General features: G+C 65.6%; 16 protein-coding genes. 7 read left to right on the forward strand and 9 right to left on the reverse strand.

Annotated features, from left to right (window positions below; genetic code table 11):
- Positions 1 to 709 precede the first annotated feature (709 nt).
- Complete coding sequence (locus RAD04_RS35245) at positions 710 to 1,861, forward strand: MFS transporter (protein WP_461627449.1); 1,152 nt, start codon at positions 710 to 712, stop codon at positions 1,859 to 1,861.
- A gap of 159 nt (positions 1,862 to 2,020) precedes the next feature.
- Complete coding sequence (locus tag RAD04_RS35250; RefSeq protein WP_461627450.1) at positions 2,021 to 4,867, forward strand: ATP-binding protein; 2,847 nt, start codon at positions 2,021 to 2,023, stop codon at positions 4,865 to 4,867.
- Positions 4,868 to 4,886: 19 nt separating this feature from the next.
- On the opposite strand, the gene msrA is transcribed toward RAD04_RS35250, so the two are convergent.
- The 7 genes from msrA to RAD04_RS35285 form a co-directional block, all read right to left on the reverse strand.
- Positions 4,887 to 5,402, reverse strand: a complete 516-nt coding sequence (msrA, locus tag RAD04_RS35255; protein WP_461627451.1) for a peptide-methionine (S)-S-oxide reductase MsrA — start codon at positions 5,400 to 5,402, stop codon at positions 4,887 to 4,889.
- Positions 5,403 to 5,430: 28 nt separating this feature from the next.
- Entirely contained in the window at positions 5,431 to 5,829 is a 399-nt protein-coding gene (locus RAD04_RS35260) for a cupin domain-containing protein (protein ID WP_461627540.1), read from the reverse strand.
- 92 nt (positions 5,830 to 5,921) lie between these two features.
- Positions 5,922 to 6,344: an OsmC family protein gene (locus tag RAD04_RS35265; RefSeq protein ID WP_091962679.1), complete on the reverse strand. Its 423-nt coding sequence runs from the start codon at positions 6,342 to 6,344 to the stop codon at positions 5,922 to 5,924.
- A 110-nt stretch (positions 6,345 to 6,454) separates the two neighbouring features.
- Positions 6,455 to 7,303 (reverse strand): enoyl-CoA hydratase/isomerase family protein, encoded by an 849-nt coding sequence (locus tag RAD04_RS35270; protein ID WP_461627452.1) that lies wholly within the window; start codon positions 7,301 to 7,303, stop codon positions 6,455 to 6,457.
- 31 nt (positions 7,304 to 7,334) lie between these two features.
- On the reverse strand, positions 7,335 to 8,648 hold the full coding sequence (locus RAD04_RS35275; protein ID WP_461627453.1) for an epoxide hydrolase family protein: 1,314 nt from the start codon (positions 8,646 to 8,648) through the stop codon (positions 7,335 to 7,337).
- Positions 8,649 to 8,891: 243 nt separating this feature from the next.
- Positions 8,892 to 9,581: a VOC family protein gene (locus RAD04_RS35280; RefSeq protein ID WP_461627454.1), complete on the reverse strand. Its 690-nt coding sequence runs from the start codon at positions 9,579 to 9,581 to the stop codon at positions 8,892 to 8,894.
- 129 nt (positions 9,582 to 9,710) lie between these two features.
- On the reverse strand, positions 9,711 to 10,382 hold the full coding sequence (locus RAD04_RS35285) for a sensor histidine kinase (RefSeq protein ID WP_461627455.1): 672 nt from the start codon (positions 10,380 to 10,382) through the stop codon (positions 9,711 to 9,713).
- A 327-nt stretch (positions 10,383 to 10,709) separates the two neighbouring features.
- Here RAD04_RS35285 and RAD04_RS35290 point away from each other — a divergent pair, with 327 nt between their 5' ends.
- The 4 genes from RAD04_RS35290 to RAD04_RS35305 all read left to right on the forward strand — a co-directional run bounded on the left by RAD04_RS35290 (position 10,710) and on the right by RAD04_RS35305 (position 16,332).
- On the forward strand, positions 10,710 to 13,571 hold the full coding sequence (locus tag RAD04_RS35290) for an ATP-binding protein (RefSeq protein ID WP_461627456.1): 2,862 nt from the start codon (positions 10,710 to 10,712) through the stop codon (positions 13,569 to 13,571).
- 286 nt (positions 13,572 to 13,857) lie between these two features.
- A complete protein-coding gene (locus tag RAD04_RS35295) occupies positions 13,858 to 14,397 on the forward strand; it encodes a hypothetical protein (RefSeq protein WP_461627457.1) in 540 nt (179 codons plus the stop codon).
- Positions 14,398 to 14,574: 177 nt separating this feature from the next.
- A complete protein-coding gene (locus RAD04_RS35300; RefSeq protein WP_461627458.1) occupies positions 14,575 to 15,276 on the forward strand; it encodes a type 1 glutamine amidotransferase domain-containing protein in 702 nt (233 codons plus the stop codon).
- 99 nt (positions 15,277 to 15,375) lie between these two features.
- Positions 15,376 to 16,332 carry an alpha/beta fold hydrolase gene (locus RAD04_RS35305; RefSeq protein ID WP_461627459.1) on the forward strand — a complete coding sequence of 319 codons (957 nt, stop codon included), beginning with the start codon at positions 15,376 to 15,378 and terminating at the stop codon, positions 16,330 to 16,332.
- A 48-nt stretch (positions 16,333 to 16,380) separates the two neighbouring features.
- Here the strand turns inward: RAD04_RS35305 and RAD04_RS35310 are convergent, their stop codons facing one another.
- A complete protein-coding gene (locus RAD04_RS35310) occupies positions 16,381 to 19,257 on the reverse strand; it encodes an ATP-binding protein (RefSeq protein WP_461627460.1) in 2,877 nt (958 codons plus the stop codon).
- 331 nt (positions 19,258 to 19,588) lie between these two features.
- Here RAD04_RS35310 and RAD04_RS35315 point away from each other — a divergent pair, with 331 nt between their 5' ends.
- Positions 19,589 to 20,575 (forward strand): helix-turn-helix domain-containing protein, encoded by a 987-nt coding sequence (locus RAD04_RS35315; protein WP_461627461.1) that lies wholly within the window; start codon positions 19,589 to 19,591, stop codon positions 20,573 to 20,575.
- 23 nt (positions 20,576 to 20,598) lie between these two features.
- On the opposite strand, the gene RAD04_RS35320 is transcribed toward RAD04_RS35315, so the two are convergent.
- Positions 20,599 to 22,920 carry a molybdopterin guanine dinucleotide-containing S/N-oxide reductase gene (locus tag RAD04_RS35320; protein WP_461627462.1) on the reverse strand — a complete coding sequence of 774 codons (2,322 nt, stop codon included), beginning with the start codon at positions 22,918 to 22,920 and terminating at the stop codon, positions 20,599 to 20,601.
- Positions 22,921 to 23,089 lie beyond the last annotated feature (169 nt).

Below are 23,089 nucleotides of genomic sequence, written 5' to 3' on the forward strand. Positions count from 1 at the left end.
GGTTGGGCTCGCTCGCACCTTCGCAGGACTTGACCGTAGCAACGACGGCCAGGACCACACGGTTTTGCCGTACGCGCGGCCCGCCATTTCGCCGCAGTTTTTCCAAGCCCTGTCGACGAAGCCGGAAACTTACAGACGAGACGAAGCCTAGCAGCGCCGCTCGTCCGCACGAAGCCTCGGGCTCACAGGGACTACCCGCCCTGCCCGCGCCTCTCGTGCCGACGCTGCCGCGTCCACCGCAAGCCCGGCTCGCGATGCGTGACGACACATGATCGCCCCTCTTGGTGAGCCGGGATGGGCAACACATACGACTAAACCGAATTTCGGTAAAGTGGAATATTTTTAGCGAAGCGGATTGACAGAGCGCGACACACCGACGCTCATTCCGTCATCCTGAGGTGCGAGACATGGGACGCAACGCGTCCCATGGGGAGCCTCGAAGGATAACGGCCCCGGTGCAGTCGGGCCGTCGCCCTTCGAGGCTCGCCGAAGAGGCGAGCGCCTCCAGCGACAACGGCAACGCCGTTGCGCAGGGATGACGGAGATGGAAGCTGCCCGGTTGGTTGCGAATCTGCACCGGTTCCAACGATCGAAACGCACAACGACCGAAGCTCCCCTGTCGCCGCGGCACCTCATGCACGCCACAGACATAAAGTCGCGACAATCGTCGGGCTTGTCGATCGCCCTGCCTGCTTTCCCCGGAGTTCCCATGTCTTCCGCCGACCGGCCTGCGACGCGCCTTGCGACCCGGCTTGCCTTTCTCGTCGCGGGTTTCGGCATCTCGTGCTGGGCGCCGCTGGTGCCGTTCGCGAAGACGCGGCTCGGCGTCGATGACGGCGTGCTCGGATTGCTGCTGCTCAGCCTCGGCATCGGCTCGGTCATCGCGATGCTGGTGACCGGAATCGTGAGCGCGCGCTACGGCAGCAGGCCGATCATCATTGCCGGCGGGTTCGGCCTGGCGCTGGTCCTGCCCCTGCTCGCCATTGCGGCTTCGCCCGCAACGCTGGCGCTGGCGCTGTTCGCATTCGGCGCCGCGCTCGGCTCGATCGACGTCGCCATGAACATCCACGCCGTGCAGGTGGAGCGCGCCGCGCACCGTCCGCTGATGTCCGGCTTCCACGCCCTGTTCAGCATCGGGGGCTTTGCCGGATCCGCGCTGATGACGGCGCTGCTCTCGCTGCAATTCGGAACGCTCGCCTGCACGCTGATCTGCTCCGGCCTGATGCTGATCGCGATGGTCGCGACCTCGCCGCGCCTGCTTCGTTCCGTGCAGGTGCAGGAGGGCCCGCTGTTCGTGCTGCCGCATGGATCGGTGCTGCTGCTCGCGCTGCTCGGCGCCATCACCTTCCTGGTCGAAGGTGCGATGCTGGATTGGGGCGCCCTGCTCGTCATCGGCGCAGGTCTCGTCACCGAGGCGCAAGGCGGCGCCGGCTATATCGTGTTCTCGATCGCGATGACTGCGGGCCGGCTCGGCGGCGACGCCGTCGTCGCGCGGATCGGCGACCGCACGACGTTGCTTTGGGGCAGCCTCATCGCGATCGCCGGTTTCGTGGTCCTGCTGACGGCGCCCATTGCAGCGGTCGCCATCGGCGGATTCCTGCTGATCGGGCTCGGCGCGTCGAATCTCGTGCCGGTGCTGTTCCGCCGGGCAGCGCGGCAGACGGTGATGCCCACGGGGCTTGCGGTCGCGGCGATCACGACCGCGGGCTACGCAGGAATCCTCATCGGCCCCGCCGGCGTCGGCTTCGTCGCACGTTTTGGCGGATTGCCCATGGCGTTCTGGCTGCTGGCTGCGCTGATGGGTCTGGTCACGCTGTCGGCACACATCGTCACAAAGGACGCGGGTAAGACCGCGACCTAACCCCTTCCATCTCCAGCATGATTCAGGCGGGGCCGAAGCCGACCCAAGCCATCTGCGCAGGTCTGCCAGCCATGCTGCTTTCGGCCAGTTTACTGGACGCCTCGTTCTGCTAGATCAGAACAAAATACCTTTTGACTCCCGTTGCGGGGGCAATGGCACGTGCCAGCTCACAATAACAACCAAGACTCGGCCATTTCATTCGGGCCATTTCGGCTGTTTCCCAAGTCCCGACTCCTGGAAAAGGAAGGGGAGCCGCTTCACGTCGGCGGCCGCGCGCTCGATATTCTCATCCTGCTTGCCGAGCGCCCCGGAGAAGTCGTCGACAAGAGAGAGCTGGTCAAGCGCATCTGGGCCGAGGTGAATGTCGACGAGGGCAGTCTGCGCTTCCATGTCGCAGCGTTGCGCAAGGTGCTCGGCGATACCGGCAAATCGGCCCGTTATGTCCTCAATGTACCCGGCCGTGGCTATTGCTTTGTCGCCCCGTTCGCTCAAGCGCCCTCGCAGGTCGCGCCAGCCGCCGCCGAAATCATTCCTCCCCGCTCCCTGCCCGCCCAGCTTGCGAAGATGGTCGGACGCGAGGAGGTCATCGAGAAGATTTCGAACGGCCTGACGCTCTATCGCTTCATGACCCTGGTCGGCCCGGGCGGCATCGGCAAGACCGCCGTCGCCGTCACGGTCGGGCATCGGCGCTCGGCGGATTTCGACGGCCGCGTCTTCTTCGTCGATTTCGGTCCGCTGCGGGATGCGAGCCATGTCCCAACCAGCATCGCCGCCGTCCTCGGACTGACGGTCAGCGCGGAGGATCCGACGCCGGCCATTCTGACATTTCTGAAGACCGGACCAGCCCTGCTGATCTTCGACAGTTGCGAGCATGTGCTGGATACCCTGGCGCCTCTCGTTGAGCGCATCGTTCGCGAAGCGCCGCAGCTTCGGGTCCTCGCCACCAGCCGCGAGTCGTTCCGGAGCGAAGGCGAGCGGATCTTCCGGCTGTTTCCGCTGGATTGTCCGCCCGAGCGCGAGGGCCTCGACGTCGCCGCGGTTCTCGCCTATCCCGCGGCCCAGCTCTTCGTCGAGCGCATCGCGCAGAGCTCAGGACCGTTCCAGCTCAGCGCGGAAGAGGCGCCGCTTGTCGCCAGCATCTGCCGGCGGCTCGACGGCATTGCGCTGGCGATCGAACTCGCGGCAGGCCGTGTCAATGCGTATGGCATCGCCGGCACCGCCTCCCTGCTCGACAGCCGCTTCTCGCTGCAATGGCGGGGACGGCGCACGGCCGTCCCGCGGCACCAGACGCTCGCCGCCGCCCTCGACTGGAGCTACGACCTGCTGCCCCCGGCGGAAAGCGCCACCTTGCGACGATTGTCGGTGTTCGCCGGGCCCTTCGCGCCGGAGGCGGCCGCCGCGGTCGCGTCCGGCGACGGCCTCAGCACCTCGGAGACGCTGGAGGCGATCGACAGCCTGGTCACCAAATCGCTGATCTCGCCATCCGGCTCGCGGGCGCTACGCTATCGCCTGCTCGACACCACGCGCACCTACGCGCTCGGGAAACTGAACGAGCTCGGCGAAGCCAGGCAGTTCGCGCGGCGTCATGCAGAGCACTTTCGCGATTTCTTCGAGCGCGCGGGGGCGGACACGTCGACGCCGCTGCCAGAATGGCTCGGCACCTATGGTGGGGAGCTCGACAATGTGCGCGCGGCGCTGGACTGGGCCTTCGCGCCCGACGGCGACACCAGGCTCGGCATTGCGCTGACGGCGGCGGCGGTCACCCTGTGGGTGCGTCTGTCGCTGTTCGCCGAATGCCGCGAGCGCAGCAGAACGGCGCTGGCGGCGCTTGGAGACGACGGCGACAACGACCGCATCCGCATGCAGCTCCTTTCGGCACTCGGCTGGTCGCTGATGTATGGCGAGGGCCGCGCGCGCGAGGCACGCCCGATCCTCGAGACGACGCTCGAGCTGGCTGAGAGCCTCGACGACAAGGATTTTCGGCTGCGCGCGCTCTGGGGCCTGTGCATCGACCAGTTCAACAACGGGCAGTTCGGCAAGGCCCGCGCGCTCGCCGAGCGCTTTGCGAACGCGGCTGCGAATTCGCCCGACAGCACCGATCTCATGCTGAGCGACCGCCTGATGGCCGTCGCGTTGCATTATCTCGGGGACCAGGACGACGCGCGGCAGCGTATCGACCGGGTGAACGCCTCGCTGCATGTGCTGGTGGAGAAGCCGAAAATCTTCCCGCTCGATCTCAGGATATCGACGCAATATTTCCGGGCCCGCATCCTGTGGCTTCAGGGCCTCGCCGATCAGGCCCGGGCGCTCGCCGCCAAGAACATCGAGGAAGGCCGCGCCAACGGCCACGCGCTGACCTTCTGCAGCGTGCTGGGACAGGCCGCCTGCCCGATCGCGTTCTGGTCCGGCGATTTCGATGCCGCCGAGCGCCACGGCGCCGAGCTGCTCGAACACACCGAGCGCCACGGAATCCGGTTGTGGGGCCTATGGGCACGCGCCTTCAACGCCGCGGTCGTGGCCAGGCGCGGCGACATCTCCACCGGCCTGCCGCTTTTGCGCGAGGAGCTCAACCGCGCCGGCGATGCGCGCTTCCTGCCGCGCTTTCTGCCGCTGCTCGGCGAGCTCGCCGCGTGCTTCCTCCAAGCCGACCAGGTCGACCGTGGCCTCGAGGTGATCGAAGACGTCCTGACCCGTTGCAACGACCGGCAGGAGCGCTGGTATCTGCCGGAGCTGCTCCGCATCAAGGGAGAATTGATGCTCAGAAGCGCGCGGCATTCGGAGCAGGCCGAGGCGCACTTTCGCGAGGCCATCGACATTGCCGTCGAGCAGGGCGCGCGCTTCTGGGAGCTCCGCTGCGCGACCAGCCTCGCGCGGGCCATGATCGGAGCCGGTCGGGGCGCGGAAGCTCGGGCACTTCTCGACAACGTCTGCGGGACGTTTGCCGAAGGCTCCGACATCGCCGACATGCGCATGGCCCGCGATCTGATCGCGCGATCGCGGGCCTGACGGCGCGTGGCGTCTTGATCTAGCCTCCGACGGCAGCAGCGCGGCGCGGCAGCTTCCAGCCAGGCCGGATGAAGTGGCAGGTGTAGCCGTCGGGATAACGTTCGAGATAGTCCTGATGCTCGGGCTCGGCCTCCCAGAACTCGCCTGCGGGCGCGACCTCGGTCACCACCTTGCCGGGCCACAGGCCCGACGCCTCGACATCGGCAATGGTGTCTTCGGCGATCTTCTTCTGCTCGTCGCTCGCATAGAAGATCGCGGAGCGATAGCTGGTGCCCCGATCATTGCCCTGGCGATCGAGCGTGGTGGGATCGTGGATCTGGAAGAAGAACTCCAGCATGGTCCGGTAGCTGGTCTTGGCGGGATCGAACATGATCTCGATCGCCTCGGCGTGGCCTTCGTGGTTGCGGTAGGTCGCGTTCTTCACCTTGCCCCCGGTGTAGCCGACGCGTGTCGAGATCACGCCTGGTTGCTTGCGGATCAGATCCTGCATGCCCCAGAAGCAGCCTCCGGCCAAAACTGCGCGTTCCGTCGTCATTTGATGCTCCTTGGTTTCGTCGAGATGCTTACCTTTGCTCTGCAACTGCACGCAAGCGCGGGTCATCCTTGTCGTCGTGATATTCGAGGCCCAGCGGCCCGATCGCGCTCACCTGCGTGACGTACTCGCCGGACTTCGCCCAATGGAAATGCCAGGTCTCGCCGGGCAGCACGATAACACTGCCCGGCGGATAGGCGCTGACTTTATCGCCGTCAAATCTCTCGCCGAGCCCGATGTAGAACACGCCCGACATGACCGTGTAGACGCGGTCCTCCTGATGCTTGTGCGGCATCAGCCTGGTGCCGCCGGGCACCTTGACCCGGACTACGTAGGGCCCGGGCTCGGCGGGATGTCCGACCATGACAGCCAACCGCGCGCCCGGCGGGAATGCCGGGAAGGGCTGCCATGCGATATCCTCGGGCAGGATCGCCCGGAACCTGTCCTCATCCGGCTGATGTTGGCGAGACGGATTTTGGCGAGACGGATTTTGGCAAGACATGGCAACACCCCTACGTTCAGTCAACCCAGCTTGGCGTCGAGCGTGATGGCGGCGTTGAGCACCTTCGACACCGGGCAGTTCTTCTCAGCCTCGCCGGCGATCTTGGCAAAACCTGCGTCGTCGAGGTTCGGCACTTTGGCGCGCAAGGTCAGCGCGGACTTGCTGATCTTGAAGCCCTTGCCTTCGGGCTCCAGAGTCACGGCGGCTTCGGTCGAGAGCTCGTCCGGCGTGAAACCTGCCATCTGAAGACCAAAGGCCAGCGCCATCGTAAAACAGCCGGCATGGGCTGCAGCGATCAACTCCTCGGGATTGGTGCCCTTCTCGTTCTCGAAGCGGGTCTTGAACGAATAGGGCGTCTCACTGAGCACGCCGGATTCGCTCGAGAGCTGACCGTTGCCGTCGCGGCCCGTGCCCTTCCAAACTGCTTTTGCCTTGCGGATCATCTCTATTCTCCTCGTTTGTTTTTGCGCACCGGCGTTCTGTACCGGTGGAAGGCGGCATCGGCGTGACCGCCTGCCGCCGCTCCAACCGGCCGCGCGCCGCGACGGTTCCGTTAGCCGCCGATCTGTCCGACGTGGAAGCCGAGCCGGTTCTCGACGTCCCCGGAGCGGTGGAAACCGCGCGTCATCAGCGCCTTGATCCTGGTCTGGCTCGCGGGGCGACCGAGCGAGGCCAGGAAGGCGTCCCACTCCGGCTTGATTTCGGCGTCCGGCGGCAGGCTTGCGACATCGACAAGACGCTTTGTCTCGGCGATCGCCTCCTTGTCGAACGAGGCGATGCGCATGGCGAGTGCCTCGACGAAACCATCGAGCTCGGCATCCGGCAACGACCGGTTGACGTAACCGTAGCGTTCGGCGAGATCGCCATGGATGTCGTCGGCGCCGAGCAGGACTTCGAGCGCACGGCCGCGGCCCATCAGGCGCGGCAGTCGCGCCATCGGCCCGCCACCGGGTACGAGGCCCGCGCCGACCTCCCATTGCGACAGGATCGCCTTCTCGCGGCTGGCAAAGCGCATGTCGCTCGCGAGCGCGAGCTCGCTGCCAACGCCGGTCGCGCGGCCCCGGATCGAGGCAATGGAGACCACCGGCGCGCGGCTGAGGCGCACCAGCATGTCGGGCAGCGCCTCGAGGCCGGTCGGTCCGGGCGGGACACGAAGCGAATCTTCCAACGGCGCGAGGAAATCGTAATGGGTGATGAAGAAGCCTTCGACGGCACTGTCGAACACCACGACCTTCACGTCCGGATCGGTCTCGATCCTGGTGACGATGTCGCCCAACACCGGCAGCTGCTTCGGGCCGAAAATATTCACCGGCGGCATGTCGAAGGTAACACGCCAGTAGGACGGCAGGCGGCGCTCGAGGTGGATCTGTTCGGTCGTGAAGGTGGGTTCGGGACGGTTCATGGCTTGCACTCCTGATGTATGGGTTCGCATCTCAGATCGATTGCCGCAGCGGACGGAACGCGGTCCGCACTTCCGCGGAGAACAGCGCCGGCTGCTCCCAGGCCGCGAAGTGTCCGCCCTTGTCGAGACGGTTGTAGTGGATCAGCTTGGGGTAGGCCTTCTCGGCCCAGCTCCGCGGCGCGGCGTAGATCTCGTCCGGAAAGACGCTGACGGCGACCGGAATCTTGACGTGCTTGGGCGCGAAGAACACCAGCTTGTTCTCCCAGTACAGCCGCGCCGACGAGACCGCGGTGTTGGTGAGCCAATAGAGCGTGATGTTGTCGACCACATCGTCGCGCGACAGCCCTTCCGTCCTGCCATCGAACACGCGTGCGATCATCGCGGCGCTGCGCGCATCGTGATCGAGCATCCAGGACGCGAGGCCCGCGGGCGAATCCACGAGGCCATTGAGCGTCTGCGGCCGGTTCGACATCTCGATCGCGTAGCCGAGACCATGCTTGTAGAAATCATCGAGCTGGTCGTAGGCAAGGCGCTCCTCGGCCGGGAGGTTCGCCGGGCGCGTTCCGCCAGATTGAAGCGCCTTGGCGATGTCGTCGGGGACGGTCGCGGGCATGTTGGTGTGGATGCCGAGCAATTCCGGCGGCGCGATCAGCGCCATCTGCTCCGTCACGGCATTGCCCCAATCGCCGCCTTGCGCGACATAGCGGCTGTAGCCGAGCCGGTTCATCAGCACGATCCAGGCCCGCGCGATGCGCTGGGGATCCCAGCCGAGCACCGTCGGCTTGCCCGAGAAGCCGTGGCCGGGGAGCGAGGGAATCACAAGGTCGAACGCGTCGGCGGCCTTGGCGCCGTGCGCGGTCGGATCGGTGAGCGGACCGACGATCTTCATCTGCTCGATGATCGAGCCGGGCCAGCCATGCGTGACGATCATCGGCAGTGCGTTCTCGTGCCGCGAGCGGACGTGGATGAAGTGAATGTCGACGCCGTCGATTTCGGTGACGAATTGCGGCAAGGCGTTCAACCGCGCTTCCACCTTGCGCCAGTCATAGTCGCTCTGCCAGTGGCGCACGAGCTGTTGCACCGTCGTCAGCTGCACGCCCTGCGACTGATCGGTGACGATCTCGCGATCCGGCCAGCGCGTTGCAGCCAGGCGCCGGCGCAGGTCGAGCAGATCCTGCTCGGGCACGCTGACCTGGAAGGGGCGGATGGCACCGCCTGCGGCAGCCTTGACCGGATGCAGCGGCAACAGGCTCGACACGCTGGCGGCAACCGCGGTCATCGCGGCCTGGCTCAGCAATTGACGGCGGTCGGGATTGAGGCTTTCAGCTCGTGCGTGCGCGGTCATGTTGGATCTCCCTTGCTTTGGTCGGCGACGCTGACCGAGTTCGAAATCAACGCGCCGCTTGGTGTGCAGAGAGATTGGCGCAGGCGCCGGCAATTTGCTCGTTATGGAGTGTTAGTCTGCGTTAGCCGTTGCGAGTCCGCGCACTGCAAGAGCGCGATGACATCCGCGCAATGCGCCACGGCACGCGACGACCAGGTCATCGCGCGCCGTGTCGGAAGATCGGGAGATACTTTTCGCTGCAGCTCAAGTCGGCAGCGGCTGGCCGGCCTGCTCGCGGACGATGTAGTCGGCGTACCAGTCCGGCCAGTTGTCGTCGTGTCCGCCGGTCCGCGCCTCATGCTCGCCATGGGCCAGCGCCGCGCGACGCAGCGCTGCGGCCAGATCGGTCGTCGAGGCGAATGTCGTGCCGTCGCCTGCGATGCGTCCGGGCAATCGTGTCGTGACTTCCTGGAACAGCCAGCCATTGCCGTCGGGATCGCTGAATGCGGCGAATGAAGCATAACTGCCGCGCTTCGGGTCAGCACCACTGACTCGAACGCTGCCGAACAGATAGGGCTCGTCAGGCCCGGCATGAACCTCGCCGGCACCGTGAAATGCCTCGCTGACTTCGACGCCGCGGTCGAGCAGATCCTGTCGTGCCGCCTCGAGATCGGAGACGACCAGATACAGGCCTCGCGCCGAGCCCGGCGCTGCCGCCGTGACGTTCGTGCCGAAGATCACCGAACAGGCCGAGCCCGGCGGGGTGAACTGGATCACGCGCCAGTCGTCGCCCGACGTGAAATCGGCGTCCAGTCGCCAGCCGAGGCGCGTGTAGAACGCCTTGGCACGGTCGACATCGGAAACCGGGATCACGAGGACCTCGAGCTTCAGATCAACTCCACGAGAGTTCGAGGGCTTGGTTTCAGCTTCGCGATTCATCTCGATCACAGCCATGTCCAACTCCTGTTTCAAGCCGCGGGGTCCGGGATCGACACCCGCTCCGAACGTCAGGACTGTCGCGCAAACAACAGACCTTTGCCCGTTATGGAGTGTTAGGGTCCGCTAGCCGTTGTGAGGGACGGGTCACGCCGCCGCGATCGGCATCACGATGGTGACCCGCGTTCCGCCCTCCCCCGCTTCGCCCTGCAGCCGCGCATGGATGCTGCGCGCGAGCCCTTCGAGAATCCGGCTGCCGGTGCCCTGGAGCGGGCCGGTCGCACCGATGCCGTTGTCGGCCACCGTGCAGAGCCAGGCGCCGTCGCGCCGGGCCATGCCGATGCGGATCAACGCACCATTCTTGTTCAGGAAAGCATGCTTTGCCGCATTCGTGACCAGCTCCGTCAGCATCAGCGCGAGCCGATGACACTGCGCCGCCGGCAACGAGCCACTTTCGATCGCAGCCTCGCAGCGGATGCCTGCCGGCTCCAGCACAGCCTCGGAGATCGCCTCGCACAGGCTTTCGAAGAAGGCCGCTGCGGAGACGAACGGCAGATCGTCATGATCGGACAACAGTTGATAGAGCCTGCCGAAGGCGACGATGCGTCGCTCGAGCCGGTCCAGCGCCAGCGACATATCACCTCTGCCCGCGCGCGTGAAATCGCGACGGACTGACGCACCCAGCAGGGTCAGCGTGTTCTTCATGCGATGGTGGGATTCCCGCAGCACGAGCTCCCAATCGCGCGACTGATCATCGAGACCAGGTACAAATTGAGAGCGAACGACATGGTCGTTCGGCCGAGCGCCGATCGCGGACATGATAGCCTCCCGTTGAAAATTGCGTCTAACGCGAAGGCCATACTGGATGCTGTTCGCGTGCTTTGCTCGTTAGACGTTGCAAGATTCTGTTATGATCACCGTCGCGACGACCGAGATCCAGATCCGCCATCGCGGTCCAGCGCATTGCCGGATTGTCCCGATCGCTCGCTGGACCACTCGCGTTTAAGTTAGATTTGCGACGCTCCTCGCGTGATCGGCGATTGCGATGATCGCCACGCGATTTCGCCACTTTCGGCCAGTTTACTGGACGTCTCGTTCTGTTAGACCAAGACTGCACTTCAGCATTTTCACTGGAATTATTGGCCCGTGCCGGACACTAACGAGCAAGATTCGGTCATTGCCTTCGGACCATTCCGCTTGTTCGCGAAGTCGCGGCTGCTCGAGAAGGACGGCGTCCCGCTTCACCTCGGCGGCCGTGCGCTCGACATCCTCATTTTTCTCGCCGAGCGTGCGGGTGAGGTCGTTGACAAGCGGGAGCTGATCAAGCGCATCTGGGCCGACGTGAATGTCGACGAAGGCAGCCTGCGTTTCCACATCACGACGTTGCGCAAGGCTTTGAACGACAAGGCTTTGAACGATGCCGGCGAAGGCTCCCGCTACGTGATCAACGTCCCCGGACGCGGCTATTGCTTCGCGGCCCCGCTGCTCCGGGCTGCGCCTTCGGAGAGCCGGACCAGCCGCCTGCCCGCCGCTTCGCCCCGCTCGCTGCCCGCGCCGCTCGCGAAGATGATCGGGCGGGACGATGCGGTCGAGAAGATTTCCGACGAGCTTGCCCAGCATCGCTTCGTCACAATCGTCGGCCCGGGCGGGATCGGCAAGACGTCGGTCGCACTTGCCGTCGCGCATCGCGAGCTCGCCGGCTTCGATGACCAGGTGTGTTTCGTCGATTTCGGCGCGCTGACGGATGTCCGGCTCGCTCCCGGCACGATTGCGGCCGCGCTGGGCCTGACCGTCAATGCCGACGATCCCGTGCCGAGCCTGCTGACGGTCCTGCGCAGCCGGCGCATGCTGCTGGTGTTCGACAGTTGCGAGCATATCCTCGACGAGCTCGCCCCTCTGGCCGAGCGCATGGTCCGCGAGGCGCCGAAGCTGCATATTTTGGCCACCAGCCGCGAATCCTTTCGCACCGAAGGTGAGCGCGTCCACCGGCTATTTCCGCTGGATTGCCCGCCGCAGCGCGAAGGCCTCGGCATCGCCGACATCCTTGCCTATCCCGCAAGCCAGCTCTTCGTGGAACGCATTGCCGAGAGCCTGAGCGAATTCGAACTCACCGAGGAGGATGCGCCGCTCGTTGCCGAGATCTGCCGGCGGCTGGACGGCATCGCCCTGGCGATCGAGCTCGCGGCCGGACGTGTCAACGCCTATGGCATTGCCGGAACCGCATCACTGCTGGACAGCCGCTTCTCGCTGCTGTGGCGGGGACGGCGCACCGCGATTCCGCGGCACCAGACCCTGAGCGCAGCGCTTGCCTGGAGCTACGATTTGCTGCCGCCGGCCGAGAGCGCGACCCTGCGCGGCTTATCGGTGTTCGTCGGGCCGTTCACGCTGGAAGCCGCGCTTGCGGTCGCGTCCTGCCAGGGCATCAGCGAGGGCGAAGGCGTGGAAGCCATTTCGAACCTGCTCTCCAAATCCCTGATCGCGACCTCGCCTGCGGAGCGGCGGCTGCGCTATCGCCTGCTCGACACCACCCGCGCCTTCATGGCGGACAAGCTCGTCGAGAATGGCGAAGCGGACCGCGTCGCGCGCGCCCACGCCGAATATTTCCGCGATTTCCTGCGCGACATTGCCCTGAAATCCACGGGCATGCAGAGCGCGGGCGGCTTCCTTCCCTATGCCGACCATTTGCCCAATGTCAGGGCCGCGCTGGCCTTCAGCTTTTCGGACGGCGGCGACCGGACGATCAGCGTGGATCTGGCGGCCTCGGCCGCGCAGTTCTTCCTCGAACTGACATTGCTGACGGAATGCTACCGATGGACCCAGCAGGCGCTGGCGTCCCTCGACACGCGCGCCGTGGACAGCCGGCAGGAGATGACCCTGCAGGCCGCGCTCGGCGTCTCCGTGATGTTCACGCAGGGCAACACGGAAGCGGTCCGGTCGGCCTTCACGCGCAGTCTCGAGCTTGCCCGGCAGCTCGATGACCTGCACTGGCAGCTCTGGCTGCTGCGCGGATTACACATCTACCTGACCAGGGTCGGAGATTTTCACGGCGCACTCGACACCAGCGAACAGGGCGAGGGCGTTGCGCGCAAACTGAATGATTCAGCCGCCACGCTGAACGTGGATTGGATGCGCGGCGTCGCGCATCATTTGATCGGCAACCAGGACAAGGCGGTTCGGTTCTGCGAAAGCGCGATGGTGCACAATCCGGGCTCGCAACGGCTGAATATCGGGCATCTCGGCTATGACGACCGCATCGTCGCGCTGGTTGCGCTGGCGCGCGGGCTCTGGCTCACCGGCCGGCCCGAGCGAGCGGTCGAGGTGGCCAGATACACGGTGCGCGAGGCCGAGCTGCTCGAGCAGCCGCTCACCCTCGGCATCTCCCTGATCTGGACGATCTACGTGTTCCTCTGGGTCGGCGACTGGGCCAGTGCCGAAATCCTGATCGAGCGGCTGATCGACCATTCCGCACGACACTTCCTCGGCCCCTATCACGCGGTCGGCATCGGCCAGAAGGGCGAGTTGCTGCTGCGCCGCGGCGACGTTGCGGCCGGGATCGAGCACCTCCGCCGCAGTCAGGCGACGTTGTACGCCACACGGCACCGCATCATGACGACGGTGTTTGCGACGGCGCTCGCCGAGGGTCTCGCCTCCCAGAACCAGCCCGACGAGGCCTTGCAGACGATCAACGAGGCGATCGCCCAGATTCCCGATCACGGCGAATCCTTCGACATGCCGGAGATGCTCAGGATCAAGGGTGACATCCTCGCCGGATCGGGCAACGCCGCGGAGGCCGAGAGCATTTTGCGCAAGTCGCTCGATCTATCCCGGCGTCAATCCGCGGTCGGCTGGGAGCTTCGCGGGGCGATCAGCCTCGGCCGCATCTGGGAGCGGGCCGGCAAGGCCGCTGACGCTAGCGCTTTGCTCACCCCCCTCGTTGCGCGCTACCAGGAGGGCTTCCAGACCCGCGATCTGATCGCTGCCAGGGAGCTGCTGGGCACCCTGAATTGAGAGTATCTTCAACGAGATACTGCCATGCTACCCGCTCGCAACTCCTAACAACTTCTAACACGCCAAGCCGCATGCGCCCCGCCATGGTGGAGACACTGCACGGTGGATGTGGCGGGACATGGCGCTTCTTGACGATGTAATCGATGCCAGCGGCGGAATGGCTCGCTGGAACAGCTTGAACCGGTTCACGCTCCACCTTTCCGTTGGCGGGACGCTGTTCTCCAGCGCCGGCCATGCCCGGGAATTCAAGGATGTGACCGCGGAAGGCTCGACCCGGATGCAATCGGTGCGCTTCACCGGCATCACCGGGGGTGAGCACTCCGGCTCATTTCAACCGGATGCGATCACGATCGAGAGCCTGGATGGTGAGGTCCTGCGGTCCTGGCGTGACCCCAGCCTTGCATTTTCCGACGTCGATCCACCGGCGCTCGCGGACGAGCTGCATCTCGTCTTCTTCTGCGGTGTCGCGATCTGGAGTTATCTGACGATTCCATTCCTGCTTGCCCACCCCGATGTCGTGATCGAGGAGCTGTCGCCCTGGCAGGAGAATGCCGAAACCTGGCGGCGGTTGCGGGCACGGTTCCCGGCCCACCTGATGACGCTCGCGCCCGAGCAGATCTTCTATTTCGACGAGAGCGCCCTGCAGCGGCGGACAGATCACGATCTCTTCGGGATGAAGGTCGCACACTCCTCCTGGGCCCATGACAGCTTCGGCGGCATCGTGGTGCCGACACTTCGGCGCGCGCAGACATTGCGGCCCGATGGAACCGTGATTGCCAAGCCGGTGCTGATGGACGTCGAAATCTTCGACGCCGTCTTCGAATAGCGGCGACACGGCTGATATCGCCGCTCTCAACGTCTAACAATACATAACGAGCCAACAGCCCGCCTTGAGCGCAGATTGGGTTTGCGAGCAACGAACCACGTGCTCGAACGAAACCCAGGCGACGCAGCCACGCGCGTGGAATGCGTCAGCATGGCGAACGCACTCAGGGAGACAGTCATGAAGGTACTGATGGTTCTCACGTCCCACGATCAGCTCGGCAACACCGGACGCAAGACGGGCTTCTGGCTCGAAGAGCTTGCAGCCCCCTACTACATCTTCAGGGATTCCGGTGCGGAGGTCACACTGGTCTCGCCCAAGGGCGGCCGCCCGCCGCTCGATCCCAAGAGCAACGAGCCCGAATTCCGCACCGACCTGACGGTGCGCTTCGAGCAGGATGCGGCCGCAGAGGCGCAGCTCGACAAGACCCTTCGCCTCGACAGCGTCAGGCAGGAGGATTTCGACACGCTGTTCTATCCCGGCGGCCACGGTCCGATGTGGGACCTCGCCGAAGACCCGAACTCCATCAAGCTCATCGAGTCCTTCTTTGCCGCAGGCAAGCATGTAGGGATCGTCTGTCATTCCCCCGCCGCGCTGCGCCACGTCAAGACGCGGGATGGCAAGCCGCTGGTGCAGGGCAAGGAGGTGACCGGCTTCACCAACGGCGAGGAGGAGGCAGTCGGCCTCACCAAGGTGGTGCCGTTCCTGGTCGAGGACGAGATGCTCCGCCTCGGCGCCACCTTCTCGAAGAAGGCCAACTGGACGCCTCACGTCGTCAGCGACGGCCTGCTGATCACGGGCCAGAACCCGCACTCGTCGGGTCCGGCCGCGCAGGCGCTGCTGGCTGCTCTCGCGGGCAAGCCGATGGCGAAGGCTTCGTAAATCCCAGCTGCGGCCATGGCTCGGGAGACGCCTGCGATGGCGCCTCCCGACGCCGCAACACTTTCCACAAATCCTCACGCTACGTGCAAGAGCAATGACATGAGCATTCCAGCCGCACTCGCCCTCTCCGCCGCAATGGCCTGCGCCGTCGTGCAAGCCTCGGCACAGGAATTGCGATCGAGCCGGCGCTCGATCAGCTATCACACCATCGATATCGGCGGTCTCAAGACCTTCTATCGCGAGGCCGGTTCCCCCGACGCCCCGACCGTGCTGCTGCTGCACGGCTTTCCGTCCTCGTCGCGGATGTGGGAGCCCTTGCTGCCGTTGCTCGCCGACAAATATCACGTGATCGCACCGGACTATCCCGGCTTCGGCAACAGCAGCGCGCCGCCGCCGTCCGATTTCACCTATACGTTCGACAACATCGCTGGCGTGATGAACGAGCTTACGGTGAAGCTCGGTCTCGGCAACTACGTCCTGTTCATGCAGGACTATGGCGGCCCGGTCGGCTTCCGCATGGCGCTGGCGCATCCCGAACGTGTCCGCGGGATCATCATCCAGAATGCCGTGTCGCACGAGCAGGGCTTGAGCCCGCTCTGGGAGGCGCGTCGCAGATATTGGGCCGATCCGGCCCACGAGCTCGAGGCGCTCAAGGCCAATTTCACCTCGCTGGCGGCGACGCGCCAGCGGCATCTCGGCTCCAGCCCGCACCCCGAACGTTACGACCCCGATACCTGGACCGACGAATACGCCTTCCTGACCCGTCCGGGCCAGGCCGAGATCCAGACCACGCTGTTCCTGGACTACCGGACCAACGTCGCCTCCTATCCGAAATGGCAGGAATGGTTGCGCAAGACCCGGCCGCCGACGCTGGTGGTCTGGGGCAAATACGATCCGTCCTTCGCCGTCGCCGGCGCGTCGGCCTATCGCGACGACGTTCCGGATGCGGAGGTTCACATCCTGGAAGCGGGCCACTTCGCGCTGGATGAAGCCACCGACGAAATCGCTGCGCTCGTTCGCGGCTTCCTTGCGCGACTGGACGGGCACAAGGGCTGACGGCAACCGCGTGGCGGATCACTGCGCAGGCGCCGCTGTTCGGCTTGATTAGGCGGAAGGCGGATTCAGCATGCGCCGAGCGTCCCTGAGATCGGCGGTCTCAAACCCTTCGGTGAACCGCGCGTACGTCTTGGCGAGCTGTTCGCGCGGACCTCGTACACCCTGCCGCTCGCGCAGCCGCGCCAGCGACATCTCGGTTCGCAGCCGCCAGGACAGCGCGCCCTGTTGCTCGGCGAGCTCTGCCGATGCGACAAGGCTTGCTTCGGCCGTGTCGAGGTTTCCGCTCTGCGCCTCGAGCTCTCCGCGCAGACGCAGCAGCTCCGGCATGTCGAAGGCGCCGCCTTCCTGCTCGACGCGGTCGATGGTTTCGTGCAGGACCTGAGCGCCTTCCGCCAAGCGCCCCAACGAGACCAGCCCGGAAGACAGATCCGCGGCGAACGCCGACATATAGAGCTCGTAGCGATCCGCGTGCAGACGTGGAAGCGCGCTCCGCAACAGGTCGATACCGCCGGTCACCTCGCCGTGGGCGATCATGGTCTGCGCCCGAAACCCGGTCGCAACGGCCTCATAGGGGACGAGCCCGTGCATCCTCGCATGCGTCGCCAGGCGAGTGCTCATGGTCTCGACGGCGGACCAGTCGCCGACCCAACCGAACACCGAGGCGGACCAGCACAGCGCGATACAATGCATGACCACGTCGCGCGGCGCTGATGCGCCGACGAGCGGGAGGACGCATTCGAGCGCGCGATCGGGATAGCCGCGCAGCCATAACACGCGCGCGAGCGGAATTTGCGGCGTACGCGAATAGGCGAAATGTCCAGGTTGCGTGCCCCGCAGCGCGGCGTCGTCGCGCATGCCCTCGTCGAGATGAGCTTGCGCCTCGGCCTGGTCGCCGGCGAGGTGATATGACACGCCGAGAAGCGCTTTGCTGCCGGCAATGCCCGCGGTATCGCCGATCAGGCGCGCGATCCGCTCGGCGTGACGCGCAGTCGGCACCAGATGCCGGTAACCGCCGGTCCGGCGGTAGAACATGTTCAGTCGCGACAGCAGCCTGAACGTGTTGGCGTGATCGCAGAGCGCTTGCGCGATCTCCAGCCCGCGCCTGAGCGCCGCTTCCGCCTGCTCGCTGTTGCGCTCGGTGAACATGAAAGCGTGACCCAGCGTCGACTGAAGCTCGAGCTCCCATCGGCCGCCACGATCGGCGTCGTCGAGCATTGCGAGCGCACGATCGGACCAGATGCGCGCCTCGTTCAGCAAATTGAGCTCGACGAACAGCCCTGTGCAACTCCCGGCAAGCGGCACGCGCAAATCGGCGCCGTCATCATTGGCGTAGCTCCAGGCCAGCGCCCCGCGGGCATCGGCAAGCAGGCCTACCCGCTCCAGCGAGCGGGACACCTGGCCGCTGCCGCCCTGCGCCGTCAGCCCGGCTTCAAGCGTGCGTTGAACATAACAAGCGTGACGGCGCGCGATGACGTCGGCCTCGCCGCAATCCGCCAGCTTCTGCATGGCATAGGCACGCGTGGCATCCAGCAGGCGATAGCGCCGCGATGCGCCGTCCGGCTGCGAGGACACCAGCGACTTGGCCACGAGCTGCTCCAGTGCGTCGATGACGCGATCCTCCGGCGTTGCCTCCTCGGCCGCCACCGCTATTGCGCCCTTCAGGGTGAAGTGACCTGCGAAGACGGCGAGCCGCTGGAACACGATGCGCTCATTCTCGCCGATCAGGCCGAAACTCCAGTCGAGCGTGGCACCGAGCGTCTGCTGCCGCGGCGGCGCCGTTCGCCGCCCGCGCCATTCGAGCTGCAGGCGGCTGTCGAGCAGCGCCGCCATCTCGCGCAGCCCGTAGAGACCGACGCGCGCGGCAGCAAGTTCGATCGCGAGCGCGATGCCATCGAGCTTGCCGCAGATCTGCACCAGGACTTCCGCATCCTCGTCGGTGAGATCGTCGCGATGCCCCGCCGCATTGGCGCGGTCGACGAACAGGCGCGCCGCCGGATAATTCAGCACCTCGCCGGCGCTGAGGCGTGTGCCTTGCGGCGGGCCGCGCAGCGGAGCAAGTTCGAAAATCTGCTCGCCAGCCACCAGCAGCGACTCGCGGCTGGTGGCGAGGATGGCGACGCCGGGCGCCTCGCGGTGAATGTCTTCCGCGAGACGTGCGACCGCGTCGATGACGTGCTCACAGCTGTCGAGAACGAGAAGCAGCCGCCGCCCGCGCAGGAAATTCACGATGCTGCCACTCGGATCGTTGTGGTGCACGACGAGGCCCAGCGCGGCGGCAACCGTGCTCGCCACCAACGCGGCGTCCTTGAGCGGACCGAATTCGAGGAAATGAACGTTGCCCTCGAACCTATCGCACAGGTCATGCGCGAGCGCGACCGCAATGGTGGTCTTGCCGATCCCGCCTGGCCCTCGCAGCGTGACGAAACGGTCGCGGAGCAAGCGCGGCGCCAGCTCGGCCACGATTTCGTCCCGCCCGACCATCCGGTCCAGGCGATGCGGCAGAGACGGCATCACCTTTTCGGCCGGCCGCGCCGTGAGCGCAGGCGGCTCGTCGCGTCCGCCACGCAGCACCGGCGCGACGAAGCAGTAACCCCGGCTCGGGATGTTGGTGATGTAGCGGACGCCGTCCTTGCCGTCGCCGAGCGCCTTGCGCAGCTCCGCGACATGAACCCGCAGGCTGATCTCCTCGACGGAGAGTCCGGACCACGCGTAGCTGAGAATCTCGTTCTTTGGCACTACCTCGCCGGCACGGCTGACGAGCAGGCGCAAAATATCCATCGCGCGGCTGCCGAGCTTGACCGGCACCCCGTCCTTCTCCAGCAGTCGCGACCGCAGCGAAAACGGCCCGAATGAGACGGCATCGAGATCAAGGATCGTTCCGGCGCCGCCGCTTTGGCGGTCATGTCCTGCCGAGAGGTCGGTCACATCTTGCTCATCTTGACGACTGCTTCCTCGAAACGCGCAGGGACTATACCCGGCACCGATGCGAGGTCCAGCGAAGGCCCTGTGCGCCACGCGATGCTCCTTGAGGTCCCCTCAAACAGGGGCAGGCGGGCAAATCTCCGACAAATTGGACTTAATCAAAGGTCTGCGGCGGGCTGTCGCACCTGATGCACGCGCACAAAATCTAACAGATCCTAATCACCACTAACGGGCGTCCTGGCCAGCTCACGCCTATCCTCGGAGCATGGACAGCATTGGGTTTGCGCGTTTGCCGGTCGTTGCAAACCGCGGCAAAGCCAGGAGAGGACGAGCGATGTCGAACAATTTGCACGCGACCCATGCCTGGATCGATTTTCCGGCCGGCTCGCGGGATCACGAGGTTCTTCGCCCGACGCAGGTGATCGCCCGTGAGAGCCAATGGCGTCGGATCGATCGCACTCCGGACGGCGCGATCGAGGATATCACGATCTCGCGATGGGAGGACTCGCGGAGCAGCTCGTCACACGAGACGACGACGCCGGACGATCGCTATTTCATCGGCATCGCCCTGAAGACCACGCGCGCGAAGCTGACACGGGACCGGCAGATCATTTTCGACGGCACCATGCCTGCGGGGACGCTCTATGTCACCGCTCCGTCGAAATCTCTCGGCGTGCAATTCCAGTCGCCATGCGCCTTCCTGCACGTTCACATCTCCACGGATCATCTTCCGGCCCATGTCGTTGCGACTGACGGGCTCAATGATCTCGTGCTGCTCCGAGATCCGCTCGCCGCAGAGCTTGCCAAGGCGCTGATCGAGCAGAGTGACGCCAAGGACCGGCGTTTCACGCAGTGCATCGGCCGGACCCTGGCGATGCATCTCACCCGGATCGAGTTGCCGCGCGTCAGGGTCAACGCCTTGCCGAAATGGCGGCTGCGGCGTGTCGAGCAATATATCGCCGATCATTTCCACCGCGGCATCAGCCTGTCCGAGCTTGCCAATGTCGCCGGCCTGTCCCGGATGCACTTTGCGGCACAATTCCGCGCCGCGACCGGTTACCGTCCCCGCGAATATCTGCTCAATCACCGGACCGAGCAGGCGAAGACGCTGCTTGCAAGCACCGAGCGGCCATTGGCGGAGATCGCGCTTGCCGTGGGCTTCAGCACGCAGGCGCATTTCTCGACCGTGTTCAAGCGCATCAGCGGCGAGTCACCGGCACGCTGGCGCCTCGCCAGCAGGGGCGAGCGGCTCGAGGTCGAAGCGCTGCCGCGGCGGCGTCCTTCCCCGCAGATCGGTTGGATCGCCAGCGCCGCGGCGTAGTGCTGCGGCAGGGCACGCGAGGGCTACACCGGATCGAACGCGCGGATCGGCGGCAGATTGCCGGTGAACTTCTCCACCTCGACCACCGTCAGCTGCCCAGTGCAGCCTTGCGCGAACGACGAGGTCCCGACGTCGCGGGTGAGCACGTTGGGATTGCCGTGAACGCAGAGCGGTGCCTCGTCTTCGGGATCCATCGGATCGTACCAGGCCCCGGTCGGAAGCTGCACCACGCCGGGCACGATGCCGTCGGTGACGTGGACCGCGGCAAGGCACGCACCGCGATCGTTGAACAGGCGGATGATGTCGCCGTCCTTGATGCCGCGTGCATCAGCATCGCGCGGGTTCATCCGCGCGACCTCGCGGCCGCGATGTTTGGCCGCAATCGAGTGCCCGCCGAAATCGAGCTGGCTGTGCAGGCGCGTCACCGGCTGGTTGGCGACGAGGAAGCACGGCGCCCCGGGCTTGGGCATGTCGGTCTTGTCGAGCCAGACGGGATGTCCCGGACAATCCGCATCACCATGGCCGGCGATCTTCTGCGAGAATATCTCGATGCGCCCGCTCGGCGTCGGCAGCGCGTGATTGACAGGATCCTCACGGAAGCGGCGCAACCGGCCGCCATCATCGGGCTGCTGCGGCACGACCAGGCTGCCGCGCGCCCAGAACTCGTCGAAGCGAGGGGCTTCCAGGCCGCGCTTGGCGAGCGAGGCGCGGGTCGGCTCGTAGAGATGCTCGAGCCATTGCCGCGAGGTACGGCCCTCGGTGAAGGGGTCGCGGGCCCCCAACCGGTCGGCGAGATCGGCAAAGATGTCGTAGTCGTCGCGCGAAAGCCCGAACGGCTCGGCGATCTTGTGCATGGCCACCATGAGGGGATCGTTGCTGGAATAGCCGATGTCCTCGCGCTCGAGCGTCATCGTCGACGGCAGCACGATGTCGGCATGACGGGCGGTGGCGGTCCAGGCGAGCTCATGCACGACGAACGTGTCGAGTTTCGCAAAAGCCTTGCGCAGGCGGTTGATATCCTGGTGATGATGGAAGGGATTGCCGCCGGCCCAGTAAACCATGCGGATGTCCGGATAGGTCCGCGTCTCGCCATTGTAGCGATAGGTGCTGCCCGGCTTGAGCAGCATGTCGGCGATGCGCGCCACCGGAATGAAATCGGTGACGCCGTTGCGGCCCTGCCCCAGCGTCGGCCCCGGCACGTCGTTGACGCGGCGGCCGTAATAGCCGATCGCCCCGAGCGAATAGGCATAGCCGCCGCCGGGAAGGCCGATCTGGCCGAGCGCCGCCGCCAGAACCATCCCCATCCATACCGGCTGCTCGCCATGCTCGGCGCGCTGCAGCGAATGCGAGACGGTGATCAGCGCGCGCTTTCCGGCGAGCCGGCGCGCCAGCTTGCGGATCGTCTCCGCCTCGACGCCTGAGATCGCGGCAGCCCATTCGGCATGCTTTGCCTGCCCGTCGCTCTCGCCGGTGAGGTAGCGCAGGAAGACCGGCCATCCCTCGGTGTAGCGATCGAGGAAGGCCTGGTCGTGCAGGCCTTCGCAGACCAGCGTGTGGACGAGGCCGAGCATCAAGGCGGTGTCGGTGCTCGGCACGCAGGTCATCCACTCCGCGCCGGCCTCGACGGGCAGGTCTTCGCGAAGCGGGCTGACCAGGATGAACTCGCAGCCGCGCTTGCGGGCCGCCGCCATGGCGCCGCGCTCGACATGCTTGCTGATCGAGCCGCCGGCCACCATGGAGTTCTTCAGCGCCATGCCGCCGAAGGCCAGCACGATGTCGGTGTGATCGGCGATCTGCTCCCAGGTGACGTTGCGCTTGGTGATGTCCTCATAGCCGGCGAGGATTTGCGGCAACAGCACCGAGGACGCGCCGGAGGAATAGGAGTTGACCGAGCGCACATAGCCGCCCATCGCGATGTTGAGGAAGCGATGCACCTGGCTCTGGGCGTGATGAAAGCGGCCGGCGCTCGACCAGCCATAAGAACCGCCGAACACGGCGCCAGGCCCGCGGGTATCGCGGATGCGCGACAGCTCGTCGCCGAGGAGGTCAAGCGCCTTCTCCCAGCTCACGGAAACGAATTCGTCGCGGCCGCGGCGATCGTCCGGGCCCGGCCCCCGCTCGAGCCAGCCGCGGCGGATCGCCGGCTGGGAAATGCGCGCCTGATGGCGGAGCGCGCCGGGGAAATTGTCGATGATGCCGTTCGGATCGGGGTCGCCCGCATAGGCCCTGACCTCCAGCCCGGCCGCGCCCTGACGCGCGGAAAACACGCCCCAATGCGAGGTGTGCGGCTTGAAGCCGTCCGACAGGTCGAGCCCGGGATCGGGGAAGCCAATCGTATCGTCCATCATCTGATCCTTGTTCCGGCGTCGGCCTGCAATCGGGGTGGTAATATACCGATCCAATCCGGACGTCGTCGAGATCAGCGTTGACGGAAACGCTGGGCTGCCCCGCGTGACGCCAGAGGTCGTTGCAGGAGGCGTTCGCCCAAGCCCGGAGCTGGCGGCCGCATCGCGA

Source organism: Bradyrhizobium sp. 25ACV (assembly GCF_054863005.1).